The sequence below is a fragment of the Propioniciclava sp. genome, from assembly GCF_029977985.1.
Taxonomy (GTDB): domain Bacteria; phylum Actinomycetota; class Actinomycetes; order Propionibacteriales; family Propionibacteriaceae; genus Propioniciclava.
This window is the reverse complement of record NZ_JARKOT010000164.1, coordinates 1-19057: the sequence shown is the minus strand read 5'-3', so window position 1 is coordinate 19057 and position 19057 is coordinate 1. Positions and strand designations below refer to the sequence as shown.

At 71.7% G+C, this 19057-nt stretch carries 22 protein-coding genes; 11 read left to right on the top strand and 11 right to left on the bottom strand.

All coding sequences use genetic code 11. The features are described 5' to 3' along the window. Positions 1-158 precede the first annotated feature (158 nt). A complete protein-coding gene (locus tag Q1K57_RS10170) occupies positions 159-458 on the top strand; it encodes a hypothetical protein (RefSeq protein ID WP_300081916.1) in 300 nt (99 codons plus the stop codon). 9 nt (positions 459-467) lie between these two features. Then, entirely contained in the window at positions 468-1295 is an 828-nt protein-coding gene (locus Q1K57_RS10165; RefSeq protein ID WP_300081913.1) for a methyltransferase domain-containing protein, read from the top strand. A 54-nt stretch (positions 1296-1349) separates the two neighbouring features. Here Q1K57_RS10165 and Q1K57_RS10160 read toward each other — a convergent pair whose 3' ends face one another. Continuing rightward, positions 1350-1928, bottom strand: coding sequence for a hypothetical protein (locus tag Q1K57_RS10160; RefSeq protein ID WP_300081910.1), 579 nt, complete (start codon positions 1926-1928; stop codon positions 1350-1352). A 277-nt stretch (positions 1929-2205) separates the two neighbouring features. Here Q1K57_RS10160 and rpsA point away from each other — a divergent pair, with 277 nt between their 5' ends. Then, positions 2206-3672 carry a 30S ribosomal protein S1 gene (gene rpsA / locus Q1K57_RS10155; RefSeq protein ID WP_300081907.1) on the top strand — a complete coding sequence of 489 codons (1467 nt, stop codon included), beginning with the start codon at positions 2206-2208 and terminating at the stop codon, positions 3670-3672. Positions 3673-3782: 110 nt separating this feature from the next. Here the strand turns inward: rpsA and Q1K57_RS10150 are convergent, their stop codons facing one another. The 5 genes from Q1K57_RS10150 to Q1K57_RS10130 form a co-directional block, all read right to left on the bottom strand. Further along, positions 3783-4568, bottom strand: coding sequence for an SGNH/GDSL hydrolase family protein (locus tag Q1K57_RS10150; RefSeq protein ID WP_300081904.1), 786 nt, complete (start codon positions 4566-4568; stop codon positions 3783-3785). Positions 4569-4572: 4 nt separating this feature from the next. After that, complete coding sequence (locus tag Q1K57_RS10145) at positions 4573-5460, bottom strand: serine hydrolase (protein WP_300081902.1); 888 nt, start codon at positions 5458-5460, stop codon at positions 4573-4575. Next, on the bottom strand, positions 5457-5996 hold the full coding sequence (locus Q1K57_RS10140; protein ID WP_300081899.1) for a serine hydrolase domain-containing protein: 540 nt from the start codon (positions 5994-5996) through the stop codon (positions 5457-5459). Before Q1K57_RS10140 ends, Q1K57_RS10145 begins: the two co-directional genes overlap by 4 nt. Continuing rightward, complete coding sequence (locus tag Q1K57_RS10135; RefSeq protein ID WP_300081896.1) at positions 5996-7507, bottom strand: OmpA family protein; 1512 nt, start codon at positions 7505-7507, stop codon at positions 5996-5998. Before Q1K57_RS10135 ends, Q1K57_RS10140 begins: the two co-directional genes overlap by 1 nt. A 181-nt stretch (positions 7508-7688) precedes the next feature. Beyond that, positions 7689-7940, bottom strand: a complete 252-nt coding sequence (locus Q1K57_RS10130) for a hypothetical protein (RefSeq protein WP_300081893.1) — start codon at positions 7938-7940, stop codon at positions 7689-7691. A gap of 107 nt (positions 7941-8047) precedes the next feature. Here Q1K57_RS10130 and coaE point away from each other — a divergent pair, with 107 nt between their 5' ends. Continuing rightward, positions 8048-8647, top strand: coding sequence for a dephospho-CoA kinase (gene coaE, locus Q1K57_RS10125; protein ID WP_300081890.1), 600 nt, complete (start codon positions 8048-8050; stop codon positions 8645-8647). Between the two features lie 12 nt (positions 8648-8659). On the opposite strand, the gene Q1K57_RS10120 is transcribed toward coaE, so the two are convergent. Next, positions 8660-8980, bottom strand: a complete 321-nt coding sequence (locus Q1K57_RS10120; protein WP_300081887.1) for a zf-HC2 domain-containing protein — start codon at positions 8978-8980, stop codon at positions 8660-8662. 45 nt (positions 8981-9025) lie between these two features. On the opposite strand from Q1K57_RS10120, the gene Q1K57_RS10115 reads away from it, so the two are divergent. Genes Q1K57_RS10115 through Q1K57_RS10105 form a run of 3 tightly spaced genes read left to right on the top strand, consistent with a single transcriptional unit; the run spans position 9026 to position 11269 of the window. Further along, positions 9026-9598, top strand: a complete 573-nt coding sequence (locus tag Q1K57_RS10115) for a sigma factor-like helix-turn-helix DNA-binding protein (protein ID WP_300081884.1) — start codon at positions 9026-9028, stop codon at positions 9596-9598. A 55-nt stretch (positions 9599-9653) separates the two neighbouring features. Continuing rightward, positions 9654-10484: a substrate-binding domain-containing protein gene (locus tag Q1K57_RS10110; RefSeq protein ID WP_300081882.1), complete on the top strand. Its 831-nt coding sequence runs from the start codon at positions 9654-9656 to the stop codon at positions 10482-10484. After that, a complete protein-coding gene (locus Q1K57_RS10105) occupies positions 10481-11269 on the top strand; it encodes an ABC transporter permease (RefSeq protein ID WP_300081879.1) in 789 nt (262 codons plus the stop codon). The genes Q1K57_RS10110 and Q1K57_RS10105 overlap by 4 nt, the downstream gene beginning before the upstream one ends. Here Q1K57_RS10105 and Q1K57_RS10100 read toward each other — a convergent pair whose 3' ends face one another. Next, complete coding sequence (locus tag Q1K57_RS10100; RefSeq protein WP_300081877.1) at positions 11270-12835, bottom strand: Na+/H+ antiporter; 1566 nt, start codon at positions 12833-12835, stop codon at positions 11270-11272. A 127-nt stretch (positions 12836-12962) separates the two neighbouring features. Here Q1K57_RS10100 and uvrB point away from each other — a divergent pair, with 127 nt between their 5' ends. The 4 genes from uvrB to Q1K57_RS10080 all read left to right on the top strand — a co-directional run bounded on the left by uvrB (position 12963) and on the right by Q1K57_RS10080 (position 17295). Further along, entirely contained in the window at positions 12963-15038 is a 2076-nt protein-coding gene (uvrB, locus tag Q1K57_RS10095; protein ID WP_300081874.1) for an excinuclease ABC subunit UvrB, read from the top strand. Between the two features lie 60 nt (positions 15039-15098). Beyond that, complete coding sequence (locus Q1K57_RS10090) at positions 15099-15920, top strand: DUF2127 domain-containing protein (RefSeq protein ID WP_300081871.1); 822 nt, start codon at positions 15099-15101, stop codon at positions 15918-15920. A 76-nt stretch (positions 15921-15996) separates the two neighbouring features. Further along, entirely contained in the window at positions 15997-16404 is a 408-nt protein-coding gene (locus Q1K57_RS10085; RefSeq protein WP_300081868.1) for a VOC family protein, read from the top strand. Positions 16405-16407: 3 nt separating this feature from the next. Next, positions 16408-17295, top strand: coding sequence for a GNAT family N-acetyltransferase (locus tag Q1K57_RS10080; RefSeq protein ID WP_300081865.1), 888 nt, complete (start codon positions 16408-16410; stop codon positions 17293-17295). Positions 17296-17373: 78 nt separating this feature from the next. Here the strand turns inward: Q1K57_RS10080 and Q1K57_RS10075 are convergent, their stop codons facing one another. The 3 genes from Q1K57_RS10075 to Q1K57_RS10065 all read right to left on the bottom strand — a co-directional run. Then, positions 17374-17781 (bottom strand): GNAT family N-acetyltransferase, encoded by a 408-nt coding sequence (locus Q1K57_RS10075; RefSeq protein ID WP_300081862.1) that lies wholly within the window; start codon positions 17779-17781, stop codon positions 17374-17376. Between the two features lie 20 nt (positions 17782-17801). Next, positions 17802-18401, bottom strand: a complete 600-nt coding sequence (locus tag Q1K57_RS10070) for an MBL fold metallo-hydrolase (RefSeq protein WP_300081859.1) — start codon at positions 18399-18401, stop codon at positions 17802-17804. Positions 18402-18476: 75 nt separating this feature from the next. Further along, on the bottom strand, positions 18477-19057 hold a 581-nt coding region (locus tag Q1K57_RS10065; protein ID WP_300081856.1), incomplete at its 5' end, for a maleylpyruvate isomerase N-terminal domain-containing protein.

The following is a 19057-nucleotide window of genomic DNA, read 5'->3' as shown; positions in this document are numbered from 1 at the left end:
CTCGTCGATGGCGACGAGGCACGTGCTGCAGGAGTTGTCGGACGCCGCCGCCGCGGCCGGGTTGCCGTCGGTCGACGTGACGTCCGTGGGCGGGGTGGTGGCCGCCGATCGGGTGGCGGCCGGGGAACCGTTCGACCTGGTCGTGCGGGTTCGGGGTCTTGCGCGAGTGGTACGTCATCTTCCCGTTGGCGTTCCTCGGCCTCGCCCGACCGGGGCGGCCGCTCCGGATCACCGTCTATCTGGTGGCGCCCCTCCTCGCCCTCTACGGCGCGTGGCACGAGTACGCGCGCTCCGCGGTCATGGTCGACCTCACGCGCGCGTTCGTGTGGGCGTCCGCGCTTTTGTTCTTCGCCGGTGCGATCTGGCTGCTGTCCGGCGTCGAGCGCCGCGGAGACCGGCGTCGCACCTCCCTGTCCGCCGAGACGACCTGTCTCGTCCCCGAGCGCTCGGACCTATGATGCGCGTCCATGACCGCCATCACCCCTGATCCGGGGACCGCCAGCTACGCGCCCGGGCACCAGCCGAGCGTGCTGGCGTCCCACGCCGCCAGGACCGCGGCGAACAGCTGCGCCTACTTCGCCGACCGCGTCCCGCGAGGTGCGCGGGTCCTCGATCTGGGGTGCGGCCCCGGCTCGATCACCCTGGACCTCGCGGAGATGGTCGGCCCAGAAGGGCAGGTGGTGGGGGTCGATTTCTCCCCGGCAGCGATCGACGCCGCACGCCGGGCAGCCCACGCCCGGGGCGACAGCAGGACGCGGTTTGTGGTGGCGGATCTCGATGAACTCGGCGGGGAGCCGGAGACGTTCGACGTCGTCTACGCCCAGCAGGTGCTGCAACACCTGGGTGATCCCGTCGCGGCATTGCGGACCATGGGCCGGTTGTGCCGGTCAGGGGGAATCGTGGCCGTGAGGGATGCCGACTACGGCGCCATGGCATGGTTTCCCGAGTTCGCTGGGCTCCGGGCGTGGCACGAACTCTACTGCGCGAGTGCACGGGCACTCGGGGGTGAGCCTGATGCCGGCCGGCGTCTCAACGCCTGGGTGAGGGCAGCGGGCTTGGTGGTGGACGCCGCGACCTCCTCGGTCTGGACGTACGCGACGCCGGACACCGCGCGCTGGTGGGGTGGGAGTCAGGCAGACCGGGTGGAGACGTCTTCGTTCGCCGATCACGCGCGCGCCCGCGGTGTCGCCAGCGAGCAGCTCGCGGCGATCGCCGCCGATTGGCGAGCGTGGGGCGAAGATCCCGATGCGTGGTTCCTGCTTCCCCATGGAGAGGTGGTGGCCCGGAGGCCCTGACCGGGCAGGCCGCGCCTCCCCGCGGCTTCGGCGTGGCTATCCGGGCTCTCGGTGTCAGCGGAGGACGGCCAGAACGTCCTCGCGCTCGGTCTCCTCGTAGGTCCAGGTGCCGACCAGGAGGCCGCGTGCTCCCCTGGTGTCCTCGTGGGCACGGTCGAGCACGCGCACGAGGCGTACCTGCCCGATCGCGTCCACACCGGCCGTCACGCCGGAGCCGACGACATCGATCGTGGGCTCGTTCGGCTGCTCCGAGCCGGCCGGCACGATGTCCGCGTCCTCGTCGCCCTCCCGGATCACCCGGACCAACTCGGCCACGTACACCGGATCCGTGGGGGCGTCGTAGCAGTACCGGGTGCCCAGCAGGCTGTGCTCGAGGGTGCCGATGAGGGAGCCCTCGGCCAGCTCGTGGGCCCGCCACGTCACCGGCACGTGGTACACCGTCCCCGCCGAGGCGATCAGCATGCAGTCGAGGCCGACCTCGCCGTCGGGATCCACGAACCGGAAGGACGCCACGCGCTCCAGATCGGCGGCGTCGGAAGCGAACCAGCTCTGCTGCGGCAGCCACGCCGCGAGCAGGTCCAGCTTGCTCGGGACCAGGGTCGCATCGGGGTGGACTTCGGCGGTGCCGCTCATCGGCGTTCTCCTCTTGCTCGGTCTGCGGTCCACGCTAGTCCACGCCGCGGCGCCGCCGCGAGGTCTCCCGGATGCGCCCGCCCGCTCATGGCACCCACCGCGACCCGAACTCGCCCGCGCCCGAGTGTCCACGGGCTCACCAGCTTTGACCCCGCGCTCACGCGGCCGATAAGCTGGTGAGCCGGTGTGGCCTGTCCGCCTCCGGACCGAGTGGGGTGGGCGTTCAAGGCCGTACCGAACCACCATATCCAACGTCCAGTCATCGGAGCCCTACTACATGACCTCCACTCCTGAGGCCGCTCAGGTCGCCGTCGACGACTTCACGAGCAGCGAAGAGTTCGCCGCCGCCGTCGACGCCACAATCAAGTACTTCAACGACGGTGACATCGTCACCGGCACCGTCGTCAAGGTCGACCGGGACGAGGTCCTGCTCGACATCGGCTATAAGACCGAAGGTGTCATCCCCTCCAAGGAGCTCTCCATCAAGCACGATGTGGATCCCTTCGACGTCGTCTCCGTGGGGGACGAGATCGAGGCCCTCGTGCAGCAGAAGGAGGACAAGGAGGGGCGCCTGATCCTGTCCAAGAAGCGCGCCCAGTACGAGCGCGCCTGGGGCACGATCGAGAAGGTCAAGGAGTCCGACGGTGTCGTCACCGGTCGGGTCATCGAGGTCGTCAAGGGTGGTCTCATCGTCGACATCGGCCTGCGCGGCTTCCTGCCCGCCTCGCTGGTGGAGATGCGCCGCGTCCGTGACCTGCAGCCCTACGTGGGCCAGGAGCTCGAGGCGAAGATCATCGAACTGGACAAGAACCGCAACAACGTCGTCCTCTCGCGCCGCGCGTGGCTGGAGCAGACGCAGTCCGAGGTCCGCACCTCCTTCCTCAACCAGCTCGCCAAGGGTCAGATCCGCCGCGGCGTCGTGTCCAGCATCGTCAACTTCGGTGCGTTCGTGGATCTCGGCGGCGTCGACGGCCTCGTCCACGTGTCCGAGCTCTCCTGGAAGCACATCGACCACCCGTCCGAGGTCGTCGAGGTCGGCGACGAGGTCACGGTCGAGGTGCTGGACGTCGACATGGACCGCGAGCGCGTCTCGCTGTCGCTGAAGGCGACCCAGGAGGATCCGTGGCAGACCTTCGCCCGGACCCACCAGATCGGTCACATCGTGCCCGGCAAGGTCACCAAGCTCGTTCCCTTCGGCGCGTTCGTGCGTGTCGAGGAGGGCATCGAGGGCCTCGTGCACGTGTCCGAGCTGGCCGAGCGTCACGTCGAGATCCCCGAGCAGGTCGTCGCGGTCAACGACGACGTGATGGTCAAGATCATCGACATCGACCTCGAGCGTCGCCGCATCTCGCTCAGCCTCAAGCAGGCCAACGAGGGTGTCGACGTGGCGGCCGACGACTTCGACCCGTCGCTGTACGGCATGACCGCCAGCTACGACGACCAGGGCAACTACATCTACCCCGAGGGCTTCGACCCGGAGACCCAGGAGTGGAAGCCCGGCTACGAGGAGCAGCAGCGCGCCTGGGAGCAGCAGTACGCCGAGGCGCAGGCCCGCTGGCTGGCGCACAAGAAGCAGGTCGAGGAGGCCGAGGCCGCCGAGTCGCAGGCCGCCGTCGAGGCCGCTTCGCAGGCGTCCTACTCCGCGGGTGCGCGTCCGTCCGGCAGCAGCAGCGCTCCCGAGGGTTCGCTGGCGTCCGACGAGGCCCTGCAGGCCCTGCGCGACAAGCTCACCGGCGGTCGCTGACCGCGGCTGAGCCCAGACCGATCGGGCCCCCGTCCTTGCGAGGACGGGGGCCCGATGGCGTTGGCGCGGACGGTTTACGGCCGACCGCGAAGGGACGCCGCCGGCGCCGCTCAGCCGGGGGTGGCGGCGGCGAGGGTGGCGGCGATGAGGGCGACGCCCTTGGCGTTGGGCTGTTCCCCGTCACTGGCGAGCAGGCTGCTCGGCTTCGATCCGGTGACGGACGCGAACGCCGCAGCCAGGTCGACGTAGGTCATGCCGCGGTCTTCGGCCGTCGCCTGGATGATGCGGTTGGCGGCGCCGGTCGCCGACCGCGTCCAGGCTGTGTAGGTGGCGTCGTCGTCCGGGTCGGGCTGCTCGGGGTAGACGTTCCAGTAGCCGGCCACGAGGTAGGTCGTCGGCTGACCGCCGCGCAACGAGCGCACCCGGTCGAGCAACTGCGGCAGATCGGTCGAGAGCTTCTGGAGGGACGCGTCGAGTGTGGCCGGGTCGGTGGGGTCGTCGTACCAGGCTGTCAGGCCGTCTCCCAGGTCGTTCGCGCCCGCGATGACGACGACGATGTCGGCGCTCGCGAGGGCGGCCTGCGTGGCCGGGTCGTCGTTCACGTCGCCGAGCACGTCCGCGCTCGTCCAGCCGGGCACACCGAGGTTCGTCGTTTCGGTGCGCTCCTCGGGGTTGGCGCTCACCATGATGGCGGCGTAGGCGTCCATCGGCCCGGAGCAGTTGCAGTTCGTGCCCGCCATGATCGAGTCGCCGATGCCGACGATGCGCACGGTGGGCTGCTCGCTCGCGTAGCCGGTGTCGGTCGCACAGCCGCTGAGCGGCAGGGTGCAGGCGGCGATCACCGCCGCGGCGCCGGCGAGGCGCCGAATCCGCGATCTCCGCCGGCTGGTCGACACGCGTTCAGGGTACGCCGACCCCGTGTCCGGTCCGAGCGGGTGCCGCTGGTTGCCGCGCCTCAGCCGTCGACGCGCCGGGCGTGGGTGGGGCGGTGGCCTCAGCTGCCGGGGCGCCAGCCCACGGCGTTTGGACCCCCCGGCAGATCGGCCGCGGGGTCGTAGGGCTCGCGGGTGAAGCAGAAGGTGCCCACGTCGAGCGCCCGGACGCCGCCGCCCGGCTCGCGCACGACGGCCAGCCGCTCGCCATGGAAGTAGTCGCCGCCGACGCCGACCCAGCCCGTGGCGTCCGGGCGAACAGGCTCGGCTCGCGCCCGCCGGCCGGGGTGATGAGGAGACGCCCGTCGGGGAGCGCGGTCACCGTGTGGACGCGGGTCCCCCAGAACCACGTGCCGGCCAGGGACGCGGCCTCGGCGTCGGGCTGCGGCTCGGCGACGCCCGGGCCGACGTAGTCGCGGGCCGCGTCGAGCAGGCCGTGGGCGCCGCCGAAGGGTGAGGTGGCGTTCCCGCAGATCGCCACCGCGATGCCCCGCACCGGGTCGACGCGCAGGTCGGACGTGAAGCCCGGCACCGATCCGGAATGCCCGATCGTGCGGACGCCACCGGCGTTGGTCACCTGGACGCCGAGCCCGTGGCCCGACAGCGAGGCCACGTCGGCCCAAGCGATCGGCGTCCGGAGGGCGTCGAGGGTGGCCTGACGCAGGATTCCCGGGTGGCGGCCCGCCAACAACGCGCCGAGGCGCACCAGATCGGACGGCGTCGACCACAGCTCGCCCGCCGGACCCAGGGCGAGGTAGTCGGGCACGGGTTCGGGGTGGACGAGCGTCGGGTCGTGCGGGTGGACGCCGACGCCCACCGCGTGGCCGGGCGCCGGCGTCCTGGCCGTGTGCATCATGCCGAGGGGTGTCCACACCAACTCGGCAACTCGGCGAGAGCGGCGTCCCAGGCCTGACCGGTCAGGGTCTCGAGCAGCTTGCCGAGCACCGCGTAGCCCACGTTGGAGTAGTGGAAGCGGGTACCGGCAGGGAAGAGGGGCTCGAGGTCGCGCCGCAGGAGCTCGTCCCAGGTGTAGCCGCCCGCGCGCTCCCACCACGGCCAGGCGGGCTCGGCGCGCAGCCCGGAGGAGTGGGCGAGGAACTGGGCCACGGTGGCGTGGCCGGCCGGCGCGTCCGGCACCCACGTGGCGAGCGGCGCGTGCACGTCGAGTTCGCCCGCATCGGCGAGGGCGAGCAGCGCGACCGCCACCTGCACCTTCGTGAGCGAGGCGACACGGTATCGGGTGGCGGCGTCCGGGGTTCGGGGGTCGCCGAGGGGGTCGGCGTTGCCGGCGGCGTCCGCCCAGACGATGCGGTCCTCCACGGACACCGCCGCGGACAGCGACGGCTGGTGCTGCCGCTGCCGCAGCGCGGTGAGGTGCTCGTCGAACGACATCAGGCGTTCTCGCGCAGCACGATCTCGACACGGCGGTTCTTCGCGCGGCCGGCGTCGTCGTCGTTGGACGCCACGGGGCGCGTGAGGCCGAAGCCCTCCACGGTCATCCGCCCCGTCGCGACGCCCTTGCTCGCCAGGGCGTCCGCGACCGCCTGGGCGCGCCGCTGGGAGAGGTCCTGGTTGTACGCGGCGTCGCCGGAGTTGTCCGTGTGGCCCTGGACGCCGATCTGGACCCTGTCGTAGTAGGCGAGCAGTTCGGCGACCTTCGTGAGGGTCGCGTCGGCGTCCGGCTTGACGGCGTCGGCGTTGTAGTCGAACAGGACGGTCTCGGGCAGCGTGAGCACCCAGCCGTCTGGCGTCTTCTCGGCGCCGAGTTCCTCCAGGGAGCGCTGCGCGGCGGCGTCGGCGTCGGGGTCGACCGTCACGGAGGAGGCGACCTGGCCGCCCAGCGCGCTGCCGGCCACGGTGCTGCGCACCGCGCCCAGGACCGAGACGGTGGTCGCGGGCAGGTCGGTGATGTCCATCGACACGAGGGCGGGGGTCGGGGTCGCGGAGGCGTCCGGGGTGGACGCCGCAGGCGTGAGCCGGGCGGTCGGCGCCGGTGTCGGCTCGGATGCCCCGAGCTCGCCGAACGTCGGCCCTTCCGACGGGGGCCGGGCGTCCCCTGCCGGGATCGTGAACGTGGCCGTGGCGGGCTGGTGCGAGTAGAACCCGCCGATGGACGCCACCAGCGTGGTCACGTCCGCGGGCACCCCGCCGGCGAACACGAGCGTGGCCTCCATCGATCCGCCCTTCGGCACCCGGAGGCGCACGTCACCCGGCGCGAGCAGCGGGTGCTGGTAGCCGTCGGGCTCGGCGAGGAAGCTGGGAACGTTCCCGTCCGTGGTGTCGAAGTCGTAGTCGGCCGTGCCGCCGCTGCCGGTCACGTGCGCCTGGATGCGGTCGGCGAGCAGGTCGAGGGAGTCGACGCGCAGCACCGCGCCGGTCTCGGCGTCGGTCAGTTCGACCGGCGTGAAGGCGGGCGCGGGCCGGCTCAGGTCCCCGGCGACCGCGCGGACGGGGGAGTCGGCGTGGCTCGGCAGTTCGATCGTGACCGGGTCGGCGCTGGTCCACAGCGCCCAGTCCAGCGGCGCTTGGAGGGTCAGCTGATCGGAGGCCGGGTTGATCTCCCCGAGGAAGCGCAGCGTGCCCTGCACGCGCGAGCCGGCCGGCGCCTCGGTGGTCGCGCCGAGCAGCGGATGCGTCGTGCCGTCCGGTTCGGTGAGCGTGCACTGGTCGGCCCAGGGCTCCTGGCACATCGAGAGCCCGGAAAGGGGGCGGCTGGCGCGGTAGCCGATCTCGGTGACGAGGCCCTCGCTCCGGATCGTGTCGAGCACCATCTGGACGCCCGCTTCGCGGTGCACGTCCTGCTCCAGCCCCGCCTGGCGGAGCGGGGCCGGGTTCCACACGTAGCCGGCGTCCGCGGCCGGCACGGGCACCTTGAGGGCGAACGTCGGGTCCCAGAGCTGCACGTCGAGCGAGGTGACGCCGGGGTCGGGCAGCGGCAGGCTGAGCGTCCACCGGGCCTGGCTGACGACGGGGATCGTGCGGGTGTCGAACGTGAAGTCGTCGATCTTCTGGCCGTGTTGGTCGTCACCTTCAGTTCGTACGGGCCGATCGAGCTCTCCTTGTTGCCCCCGCCGAGGGTGAGACTCAGGGTGACGACGTCCCCGACCCGGCGGACCTCGTCGGCACGCAGGTCGCGTTCGCGGCTGTCACCGACGGGGCGGGCTCGTCGCGCAGCACGACCCCCTCGGGAAGGGACGAGGTGGGCCCGCCGGTCGGCAGGCCGGGGATCTGCGGCAGGGTGAGCGCGCTGCAGCCGGTGAGCGCGAGCGAACAGGCGACGATGAACCAGACGATGCGGCGGTGCACGAGACGACTCCTCAGGGTGGACCGGTTCACGCTAACACCCTCATGCGGCCCGTCGGCCCGGGTCCACGGGCAGGGAAAGCGCCCCACCGGGCCGTCCACGCCGCCGCCGGCGGGAGGGCCCGTGCGAGGATGGTCCGGTGACCCAGCGCATCGTCCTCACCGGCGGCATCGCGTCGGGCAAGTCCACGGTGGCCGACCTGCTCGCCGAGCGTGGCGCGGTGCTCGTGGACGCGGACCTGCTCGCCCGCGAGGTGGTCGCCCCCGGCACCGATGGTCTTGCGGCGGTGGTCGACCGCTTCGGTGCCGGCGTCCTGCGCCCTGACGGCACGCTTGACCGGGCCGGGCTGGGGGCACTCGTCTTCGCAGACGCCGCCGCCCGTGCCGACCTCAACGCGATCGTCCACCCGCGCGTCCGCGCCCTCGCCGAGGCCCGTCGCGCGGCGCTCGCCGCTGACTCGGACGCCGTCGTCGTCGAGGTCATCCCCCTGGTCGTCGAGACCGGGCGCGCGGGCGACTACGACGTCGTCATCGTCGTGGACGCCGACCCGGCCACGCAGGTCGCCCGGCTGCGGGCCCGCAACAGGCTCTCGGACGCCGAGGCTCGCGCGCGGCTCGCAGCGCAGGCTTCCCGGGCTGAGCGGTTGGCTGCCGCTACGCACGTCCTCCCGAACGCGGGGACGCGCGCCGAGTTGGCCGAGCGCGTCGACGCCCTCTGGTGCGAGCTCACGTCGCCCTGAGCGGCGCCGGGGTCAGGACGCCGCGGCGTCCGGCCGGCACGTGCACGTCGGGCACTGGCAGTTCGTGCACCGGCAGGCGCCGCCGGTGTGGCAGCCGCACACGTGCGCCTCGACCACGCCCACGAGGTGCGCCGTCAGGTCGGGTGGGCGCAGTTCGGCCAGCCGTAGGTGCCGGTCGAGGTGCCGCGCCCGGGCGAACCAGGCCGAGCAGTCGGGGCAGACGGCCAGGTGGGCGTCCAACTGCGGGCGCGGCATCGGCAGGGGCTCGCCGTCGAGCAGCGCCGACAGCGCCAGGCGCCACCGGCGCGGCTGCGGACACGCGCTCCCACTCACGCCCGCAGCCTAAGCCGCGGGGGCCCTCGTTGCTAGGCTGCCGGGGTGCGCAGGAGCGATCGAACGAGCGAGGACGCCGCCGTCACCGCCTTGGCCCTCGCCGCCGGTGGGGGTGATCGGGCAGCCCTCGCCGAGTTCATCGCCCGTAGCCAGAGCGACGTGTGGCGCTTCCTCGCCCACCTGACCGACGCCGACGCCGCCGACGACCTCACGCAAGAGACCTACCTGCGCGCCATGGATGCCCTCCCCGGCTTCCGGGCGGAGGCGTCCGCACGCACCTGGCTGCTCACCATCGCCCGCCGGGCCGCCGTCGACCGCGTCCGGGGCCAGCGCGCCCATCCGCTGATCCTGGTCGAGCCGGGCCGCTGCCTCATTCCGCCCGTCCCCGACGGAGCCCTGGGCGTCGAGATCGGGCGCATGCTCGCCTCCCTCGAACCGGACCGGCGCGAGGCCCTCGTCCTCACCCAGGTGCTGGGCTACCGCTACGCGGAGGCGGCCGCGATCGTGGGCGTCCGCGTGGGTACGATCCGGTCGCGGGTCGCCCGGGCGCGTGCCGAGCTCGTCGCCACGTGGTCGGACGCCGCCGCCCACCTCGACGCATTGCGCCCTGCCGGCTGATCGGGAACTTTCCGCCGTCGGCGCACGACTCCTCGGGTGAACCGAAGGAGATCTCATGACCCTGTCCCGACGCCAGCTGCTCGCCGTTCTCGCCCTCGTCCCTCTCGCCGCCTGCACGCAAGTCGCACCGTCGGTCGAGCCGTCCGCGTCGGTCGAGCCGTCTGCGTCGGTCGAGCCCTCCGCGAGCGCCTCAGGCGAAGTCGTCGTCTACCTGCCGGGAGCACTGGCGACCCAGGCGAAGCCGCTCGCCCAGGCGTTCGCATCGACGGGAGCGACGGCGTCCATGGAGGTGGGCCACACCCCGGTGCAACTGGAGCAGCTCGCGCAGGGCGCCACGCCCGATGTGTGGGTGGCCGCCAACCCGGCCAGCATGCAGCAGGCCGCGGAACAGGGTCTCGTGGACGCCGCGCGTGTCACCCCGCTGGCCCGCACGAAGCTGGTGATCGTCGTCGCGCCCGGCAACCCGGCGGGCATCGCGTCGCTGGAGGATCTGGCCGGCGACCAGGTCAGCGTCCTGCTGGCTGCCGAGACGCTGCCGATCTGGATGACGACGGCGAAGACGTTCGAGAAGGTCGAGGCTACCCGGCCGGGGTTCACGGCGGCCGTCCTCGCGAAGACGCGGTCGCGCGAGTTGGGCGTCCAGCCGATCGTCACGAAAGTGACGGCAGGCGAGGCCGACGCCGGCATCGTGTTCGTCACCGACACCGGCCCGGACGCCGAGACCGTCGCCATCCCGGACGCCCTGAACACCGAGCTCACTCTTTCCGTGGCCCCGGTGACGGCGAGGAAGAACCCGGCCGCGGCCACCGCGTTCCTGGGCTTCCTCACCGAGGGTGCCGGCTGGAAGCTGCTCGCCGACGCGGGTTACCTCCCGCCGGCCCCGTGAGGCCGCGCGCGGCCGACGCCTTGCCGTTCGTCCTGCCCGCCGCCGCTCTCGTCGCCCTGCTCGTCCTGCCGCTCGTCGCGCTGAGCGGTCAGGCGCTCGGCGGCGGTCTCGGCCCCTACCTCACCGACCCGACGGTGACGGCGGCCGTCCGGCTGTCGCTGCTCACCTCCGCGCTCAGCACAATCGTCGTCGTCGCTGTCGGGACGCCGCTGGCGTACGCCCTCGTGCGATGGCGGTTCCCGGGCCGGACGCTCGTCCAGCTCCTCGTGGATCTGCCCATCGTGCTGCCGCCGATGGTGGCCGGGATCGCCCTGCTGCAGGTGTTCGGACGCCGCGGCTGGCTGGGCGACGCCATGGCCGCGGGCGGGGTCTTCCTGCCGTTCACGACGGCCGCGGTCGTCGTGGCGCAGGTGTTCGTGGCCGGTCCGTTCTACGTGCGCGCCGCCCGGTTGGGTTTCGCCGCCGTCGACCCGGCGTTGCGCGAGGCGGCGGTCGTCGACGGGGCGTCCGAGTTGCAGTTGTTCGGGCACATCATGGCGCCGGCCGCGCGGACCGCGATGCTCGGCGGCCTGGTCCTGGCCTGGGCACGGGCACTGGGCGAGTTCGGGGCGACGATCTTCTTCGCGGGCAACCGCGAGGGGGTGACCCAGACGATGCCGCTGGCGATCTTCGTGGGGTTCGAGTCCGACCTCACGGTGGCCGTGGGCCTGTCGTTCCTGCTGCTCGTGGTGAGCGTCGGCGTGCTCGGCGTGGCCTGGCTGCTGGGCGACCGGTTGGGGGAGTGATCACTCGGTCTCGGGAGGGGTCAGACGCACCTCTTCGGCGTCCAGTTGCGCCTGGATGCGGCGGAGCACCACGTCGTCGATGACGCGCTGGTCGCGGAGCTCGATGATGGTCGTGCGCTTCCGGTGGAGCAGTGCCAGGTGCAGGTCGCGTGCCTGCCGGCTGCGGACGACGGACGCCGCCTCCTCGTCTCCGGCCCGGTCGGCGGCCAGCGCCCTGAGGTGCTGCTCCAGATTGCTGCGGGCAGCATCGGCGACCGCGTCGTCGACGTCGAGGCCGGCGGCGAGCGCGTCGAGGGACTCGAGCGCGGCCTCGCTGGCGGCGATCTGCGCGCGGGCGTACTCGTCCTCGTCGGTGGTGTCGCGGGGCAACCCGGCCCAGCGGATCACGGCCGGCAGCGCCGATCCCTGGATGAGAAGCGACGCGACGACCACGGTGCCGGTCACGAAAACGACGAGGTGGCGACCGGGCAGATCGTCGGGCACCGACAGGGCGACGGCCAGGGAAACGCCTCCGCGCAGGCCGGCCACCGCACTCACCACGCGCCCGCGCCACGTGGTGCGCAGGGCCCGCTGAGCCGGCCGCCGGTCGAGCGCCCGGATGACGCCGATGCTCACCGTGAGGAACAGCCAGCGCACGAGCGGCAGGGTGGCGAAGACGGCCGCACAGATGAGGAGGTCGTGGGCGAGCTCGGCGGGCGCGACTCGCTGCACGGAGGCGGGCAGCTGCAGGCCGATCAGGACGAACAGGGCCGCGTTGAGCACCGTGGTGCTCAGCGTCCAGAACGCGGCACCCTGCTGGCGCGTGGCCGCGGCGACGGTGCGGGGTGTCACCCGCGCCATGTAGAGGCCGCAGGTGACGACGGCCAGCACCCCCGAGGCGTGCACCTCCTCGGCCAGCAGATAGGCGACGAACGGGGTGAGGACCGACGCGATGTTGGTGTCCACATGGTTCGGGATGCGGCTGCGCACCCGGTGCGCGACCCAGCCGACCACCAGCCCGACCGCGATGCCGCCGAAGAACGACAGGGCGAACTGGCCCGTGATCTCGCCGGCGCTCGGCATGCGTCCCTCGGCAGCGAAGGCCACCGCGAGCCCGTACACCACCAAGGCGGTGCCGTCGTTGATGAGGCTCTCGGCCTGCAGCGTGCCGAGGTTGCGGCGGGGGAGGAGCCGCCGGAGCGCCGCGACGGCCGTGGCGTCGGTGGGGGCGAGGGCGGCGCCGATGATCCAGGCGAGGCCCCAAGGGACGCCGAGAGCGTTCGCCACCACCGCGACGACCGCGGCCGTGACGACGACGAGCAGCGTGCCGGTGAGGACGATGCCGCGGGCGAACTTGCGGATGTGCCGGGCCGATGACGTGATGGCCTCCCAGTAGAGGAGAGCCGGCAGGAACAGCAACAGGACGACCTCGGGCGGCAGCCCCACGTGGTCGAAGCCGGGCAGCCAGAACAGCGCCGACCCGGCCAGCACGAGGATCGCCGGCACCGGCACGGGCACGCGGCGGGCGAGCGCGTGCGCCACGAGGATCGCGACGCCGAGCGCCACCACGAGTTGGAGTCCGAGCACGAGGTCATTGTTCCCCCGGGCTGCCCGCTGGTCGAGCGTGTCGAGACCCCGCGCAACCACCGCCGGGGCCGGGCCGGCGGCGTCCACCGGAAGAAGAACTGTCGGTGGGCGCTCCTAAGCTGGGCGTATGCGTCCCACGACAGACATCCAGCGGCGGCTGGCACCGTTCAAGGTGCATGCCGACTTCGCGCCGGCCGGCGACCAGCCGGCGGCGATCGACGACCTCGAGCGCCGCGTGCGGGCGGGGGAGAACGACGTCGTGCTGCTGGGGGCCACGGGCACGGGCAAGACGGCGACGGTGGCGTGGCTGGCCGAGCGGCTGCAACGGCCGATGCTGGTGATGCAGCCGAACAAGACGCTGGCGGCGCAATTCGCGAACGAGCTGCGTCAGTTCTTCCCCGACAACGCGGTGGAGTACTTCGTCAGCTACTACGACTACTACCAGCCCGAGGCATACGTGCCACAGACCGACACCTACATCGAGAAGGACTCGTCGCTGAACGAGGAGGTCGAGCGCCTGCGGCATTCGGCCACCAACTCGCTTTTGACAAGGCGGGACGTGATCGTGGTGGCGACGGTGAGCGCTATCTACGGCCTGGGGACGCCGCAGGAGTACGTCGACCGCATGGTGCGGCTGCGGGTGGGGGAGGAGCGCGACCGCGACTCGCTGCTGCGGCAACTGGTCGGCATCCAGTACGCGCGCAACGACCTGGCGGCCACGCGGGGCACCTTCCGGGTGCGGGGCGACACGCTGGAGATCTTCCCCATGTACGAGGAGAACGCGGTGCGGGTGGAGTTCTTCGGCGACGAGATCGAGGCGCTCTCGACGCTGCACCCGCTCACCGGCGAGGTGCTGAGCGAGGACGCCGAGGTGTACGTCTTCCCGGCGTCGCACTACGTGGCGGGCCCGGAGCGGATGGAGCGGGCCATCACAGGCATCGAGGCCGAACTGGAGGACCGGCTGGCCGATCTCGAGGGGCAGAACAAGCTGCTCGAGGCGCAGCGGTTGCGCATGCGCACCGGCTACGACATCGAGATGATGCGCCAGATCGGCACGTGCTCGGGCATCGAGAACTACAGCCGCCACATCGACGGTCGCGGCCCCGGCACGCCGCCGAACTGTCTGCTCGACTACTTCCCCGAGGACTTCGTGCTGGTCGTCGACGAGAGCCACGTCACCGTCCCCCAGATCGGCGGCATGTACGAGGGCGACATGAGCCGGAAGCGCACCCTGGTCGACTTCGGGTTCCGGCTGCCGAGCGCGATGGACAACCGTCCGCTGCGGTTCGAGGAGTTCACCGAGCGGATCGGGCAGACCGTGTACCTGTCGGCGACGCCTGGGCCGTACGAGATGGCGCGGTCGGAGGGGTTCGTCGAGCAGGTGATCCGGCCGACGGGGCTGATCGATCCCGAGGTGATCGTGAAGTCCACGAAGGGGCAGATCGACGACCTGATCGGCGAGATCCGCGCGCGGGTCGAGCGGAACGAACGCATCCTCGTCACGACGCTGACGAAGAAGATGGCCGAGGACCTCACCGACTACCTCATGGAGAACGGCATCCGGACGCGGTACCTGCACTCGGAGGTCGACACCCTCAAGCGCATCGAGCTGTTGCGCGAGCTGCGGCTCGGCCACTACGACGTGCTCGTGGGCATCAACCTGCTGCGCGAGGGGCTCGACCTGCCGGAGGTGTCGCTGGTGGCGATCCTGGACGCCGACAAGGAGGGCTTCCTGCGGTCCGAGCGGTCGCTGATCCAGACCATCGGCCGCGCCGCCCGCAACGTGGCCGGGCAGGTGCACATGTACGCCGACAAGATGACGCCCTCCATGGAGGCCGCCATCGACGAGACGAACCGACGCCGGGCCAAGCAGATCGCCTACAACACCGAGCACGGCATCGACCCGCAGCCGCTGCGCAAGAAGATCGCCGACATCACCGACATGCTCGCCCGCGAGGACGCCGACACGTGGGATGTCGTCGGCAAGTTCGGCGACGGCAAGAAGACTTCGCCCGTGCCCGGACGCCCTGACCGCGACCTCGGGTCGCTGCCGACGTCGGAGCTGGCGGCGCTCGTCCACGAGCTCAGCGACCAGATGCACGCCGCCGCGAAGGACCTGCAGTTCGAGACCGCCGCCCGCCTGCGCGACGAGATCGCCGACCTGAAGAAGACCATCCGCCAGATCACCGAGGCCACCAAGTAGGCCACTCGAGACGGTTGGTCGTCGGGCCGCTCGCGGCGCCTGAGGCCGTAGCCTGTCGTGGTGCGACGTGGATTCAGCTGGGAGCGGCGCAGCTGCGGCTTGCACGGGCACGCGACGTATGCCCCCGACGAGCCGGACCTGGCCGGCCGGCTGCGCGTCGCCACCCCGTGGGGGGACGCCTGGCGTTGCCTGCGCTGCGGTGACTACGTGCTCGGCGCGCCGCAGGGAGCCGGGCCAGCGGCGTCCGCACCCCTGGTCCTGCGGGGCCGGGCGCTGCGGGACGCGTTCATCATCCGCCTGCTTGCGGTGGACAAGGTGGCGCGCGGGCTGTTCATCGGGCTGCTCGCGTTCGGGATCTGGCGGTTCAACGGTCACCAGGACGCCGTGTTGCAGACGATCGACACCTATCTGCCCTTGCTGCAGCCGTTCTTCGCGCGTCTGGGCGTCAACGTTCAGGATCTGAGCGCGGTGCACCTGCTCGAACAGGTGTTGGCGATCTCGACGAGCACCGTGGCGATGATCGCGCTGGGCGCCGCCGGGTACGCGGCCCTGTGCCTGCTGGAGGCGGTGGGGCTGTGGCTCATGAAGCGCTGGGGCGAGTATGTCGCGGCCGTCGGGACGTCGGCGTTCCTGCCGTTCGAGATCCACGAGGTGGCGCTGGAGGTGACGTTCCTGCGGGTGCTCGCCCTCGCGGTGAACGTGTTCCTCGTCGTCTACCTGGTGTGGACGAAGCGGCTGTTCGGCGTCCGGGGCGGGAACGCGGCGTACGAAGCCGAGCGGGCCAACCAGTCGCTGCTCGAGGTGGAGGCCGCCGCGGCGAGCGCCGAGACGCCCGCGCCGGCCTCCGGCCGGCGCTCACCCCGTGGCCTGCCGAAAACGTGACACTCGATCTGCCCTGAGGTGGGGGTGGGGGCGTCGAGTGACCGACCTGCGTCGGCGGCGCCGCTAGCATGCGGTCATGGCTCTCAAGTGGTACACCCTCGTGGTCGATTGCGCCGATCCCCAGGCCCAGGCGCACTGGTGGGCGGAAGCCCTCGACTGGCAGGTGGTGTACGACACCCCGGACGAGGCCGTCGCGATCCCGAAGGGGATCGAGGAGGACCCCGCGACCGACGTCGCCGACTGGATGGCGCGCGGTCAGGGCCTCGTGTTCGTGCCGGTGCCCGAGGGCAAGACCGTGAAGAACCGGCTGCACATCGACCTGGCGCCGCACACCTCCCAGGACCGCGACGCCGAGATCGCCCGCCTCGAGGCGCTCGGCGCGACGCGGGTGAACGTCGGCCAGGACGACGATCAGGTGTCCTGGACCGTGCTGGCCGACCCGGAGGGCAACGAGTTCTGCGTCCTCAGTTCGCGCGACCGCTGACCCGTGGAGGTCCAGTTCTACGACGATGCGGCCGCGTTCCTGACCGAGGCAGGGCCGTTCCTTGAACGCCACCCCCTGCGGCACACCATCGTCGCCACCACGGCCGGCCGTCTGGCGCAGAGCGGGACGGAGGCGTCCGGGCCGAGGTGGTTCGCCGTTGTGCGCGATGGCGTCGATCTCGTCGGGGTCGTCATGCGCACCCACCCGGAGCCACCCCACGCCGGGTTCGTCCCTTCGCTCCCGGAGGCGGCGGTCGCCGCCGTCACGGCGGGGCTGGCGGGAAGGGGGGAGCGCGTCTCGGCATGGAACGGTGATTTGGACGCCGCCCGCGCGCTCTGTGCGGCCGCAGCCGAGGGGGCGCCGGTCCAGGTGGTGCTGCACACCCGCCTGTTCGAACTCCACGAGGTGGTGTGGCCGAGGCGTCCGGAAGGCGCCTTGCGGCAGGCCGGGGCGGATGACGAGGATCTCGTCGCCGCGTGGGTGCGGGAGTTCCGGCTGGACTCGGAGGTCCAGGGCGGCCGCACGCCGGATCCGACCTGGCAGGCCAATCGGGAGACCATTCGCGCGCACCTGGCGGCGGGCAGCTTCTGGTTGTGGGAAATGGGGGGCTCCAGCGTGCACCTGACGGGCGTCCAGCCTGCGATGTTCGGCGTCAGTCGCATCGGGCCGGTCTACACCCCCGCAGAGCAACGCGGCCGCGGCTACGCGGCGTGGGTCGTCGCGGTCCTGTCGCAGAGGCTGCTGGACGCCGGGGTACGCCCGTGCCTCTACACCGACCAAGCGAATCCGGTGTCGAACGAGATCTATCAGCGCATCGGCTACGTCAAGGTCAGGGACGAGGGGAACGTGGTAGTCGCGGACCAGCACATGGTTCAGGCTCGAGAGTCATGAGAGAGGAGCCTGGACCCTGATCGGGCGGACGGCGGATTCAGCGGCGAACCGCCGAACGCCTGCTCCACATCAGAAGGGTCAGGCGAGGTGAAGAAGACCGGCGTGGGTGGGCCGGAGCCCGCAACGTGATTCATAGAACGGGGCCAGATGAGGCTCATAATCGGCGTGAAGCCATGCGCACCCCCGGCGCGCGGCCTCATCCGCCGCCCGTCGGATGAGCTCCGCCCCAATCCCGTGACCTTGTAGGTCGGGGGCGACACATGTGTCCAGCACGATCGCGTGCGCGCCGCCGTCTCCGACGACATTGACGAAGGCGACCAGGCGATCCCCCTGGCGGCCGGCGACCCAGAACAGGCTGTGTCGTTGCAGAAGGGTCATCCACGGGGTCTCACCGGGCCCCCCGCCGAAGGCAGCCGCATGCAACGCTTCAAGTTCCTCGTCCCCGAGAACCGGGCTGATTCCCCAGGTGATCTGATGGGCGTCCATGCTTCCATGGTGGCTCGCCCTCACCAGCCGCGTGCCCGCCACTCGGCCAGGTGAGGGCGCTCCTCGCCGAGGGTGGCGGGCTTGCCGTGGCCGGGGTGGATGACGGTGTCGTCGGCGAACCGGCCGAACAGCTTCTCCACGACCCCGGTGTACAGCGAGTCGAACTCGTCCGGCGTCCGCGTCTTGCCGACCCCGCCCGGGAACAGACTGTCCCCGGTGAACAGCTGCGCGGCCTCGCCGGCGGGGGAGTACGCGAGCGTGATCGAGCCGGGGGTGTGGCCGACGAGCCCGATGACGTCGAGCACCGTCGAGCCGACCTGCACCGAGTCCCCGTCCCACACGCGCCGGTCGATCCGCACCCCCGTCGCAGACTCGATCGCGGCGGCGTCCGGTTCACCCGCCACGAGGACCGCCCCTGTGTGCTTCGCCAGCTCGGCCAGGGCGCCGATGTGGTCGTGGTGCCGATGGGTCGTGACGATGGTCGACACAGGCGTGTCCCCGATGAACGCCAGCAGCGCCAGAATGTCAGCGGCGGCGTCCACGAGCAGGCCTTCGCCCGCGTCGGTCAACAGGTAGGCGTTGTTGTCCATGCTCCCCACGGACAGCGACTGGATCTCCATACGTCCATGGTGCCAAACCGGACGCCGCCGGCCCGGGGCTTGGCGGCGGAGACAGGATCGACCAGCGGTGGCGGCTCAGCCAGCCAGGGGGAATCGGACGCCGTCGACGCCGGAGAGGCCCTCGCCGCCGGTGCGGCCGGTGAGCCACGCCCACAGGGCCGGATCAGGGCCGGAGACGCTGATCCGCTCGCCGGCACCCCCGATGGACGCCTGCTCGCCGGCGTCCGAGACGATGTCGACGGCGGGCAGGGAGGCGTCATCGCGCATGAGCAACAGCAGCCACTGCAGCAGCCACGTGCCGGGGACGACGTCGATGCGTTCCCACGTGAAGCCGCAGTCGAGATCGAGGTGGTGCAGCGTGACCTCCTGCAGCCGGATCAGTGTCACCACTGACAGCGGGAACTCACCGCCCCGCAGCTTGGCGGGCACGGTCCAGTCGTCGACGCGTTCGCAGAGGCGAGCCAGTTCGCCGGCGGACGTGTCGAGGTCGACGTGCAGGTCCATCCCGGAGCGCTCCGCCCCGCGCTCGATCTCGTTGAACTTCGCGGCGTCGGAGGAGTACCACGGCGTCTCGTCGCCCGACATCGTCGCCGTGATGACCAGCCGCAGGGCGTCCGCGTTGCGCGCCACGTGGCTCGCCACGTGCGCCCGCGACC

Excerpts from the sequence above, each read along its gene's own strand:
- Q1K57_RS10165 (WP_300081913.1), top strand. The coding sequence starts at position 468 with ATGACCGCCATCACCCCTGATCCGGGGACCGCCAGCTACGCGCCCGGG.
- Q1K57_RS10160 (WP_300081910.1), bottom strand. The coding sequence starts at position 1,928 with ATGAGCGGCACCGCCGAAGTCCACCCCGATGCGACCCTGGTCCCGAGC.
- rpsA (WP_300081907.1), top strand. The coding sequence starts at position 2,206 with ATGACCTCCACTCCTGAGGCCGCTCAGGTCGCCGTCGACGACTTCACG.
- Q1K57_RS10145 (WP_300081902.1), bottom strand. The coding sequence starts at position 5,460 with ATGATGCACACGGCCAGGACGCCGGCGCCCGGCCACGCGGTGGGCGTC.
- Q1K57_RS10140 (WP_300081899.1), bottom strand. The coding sequence starts at position 5,996 with ATGTCGTTCGACGAGCACCTCACCGCGCTGCGGCAGCGGCAGCACCAG.
- Q1K57_RS10110 (WP_300081882.1), top strand. The coding sequence starts at position 9,654 with ATGACCCTGTCCCGACGCCAGCTGCTCGCCGTTCTCGCCCTCGTCCCT.
- uvrB (WP_300081874.1), top strand. The coding sequence starts at position 12,963 with ATGCGTCCCACGACAGACATCCAGCGGCGGCTGGCACCGTTCAAGGTG.
- Q1K57_RS10085 (WP_300081868.1), top strand. The coding sequence starts at position 15,997 with ATGGCTCTCAAGTGGTACACCCTCGTGGTCGATTGCGCCGATCCCCAG.
- Q1K57_RS10075 (WP_300081862.1), bottom strand. The coding sequence starts at position 17,781 with ATGGACGCCCATCAGATCACCTGGGGAATCAGCCCGGTTCTCGGGGAC.
- Q1K57_RS10070 (WP_300081859.1), bottom strand. The coding sequence starts at position 18,401 with ATGGAGATCCAGTCGCTGTCCGTGGGGAGCATGGACAACAACGCCTAC.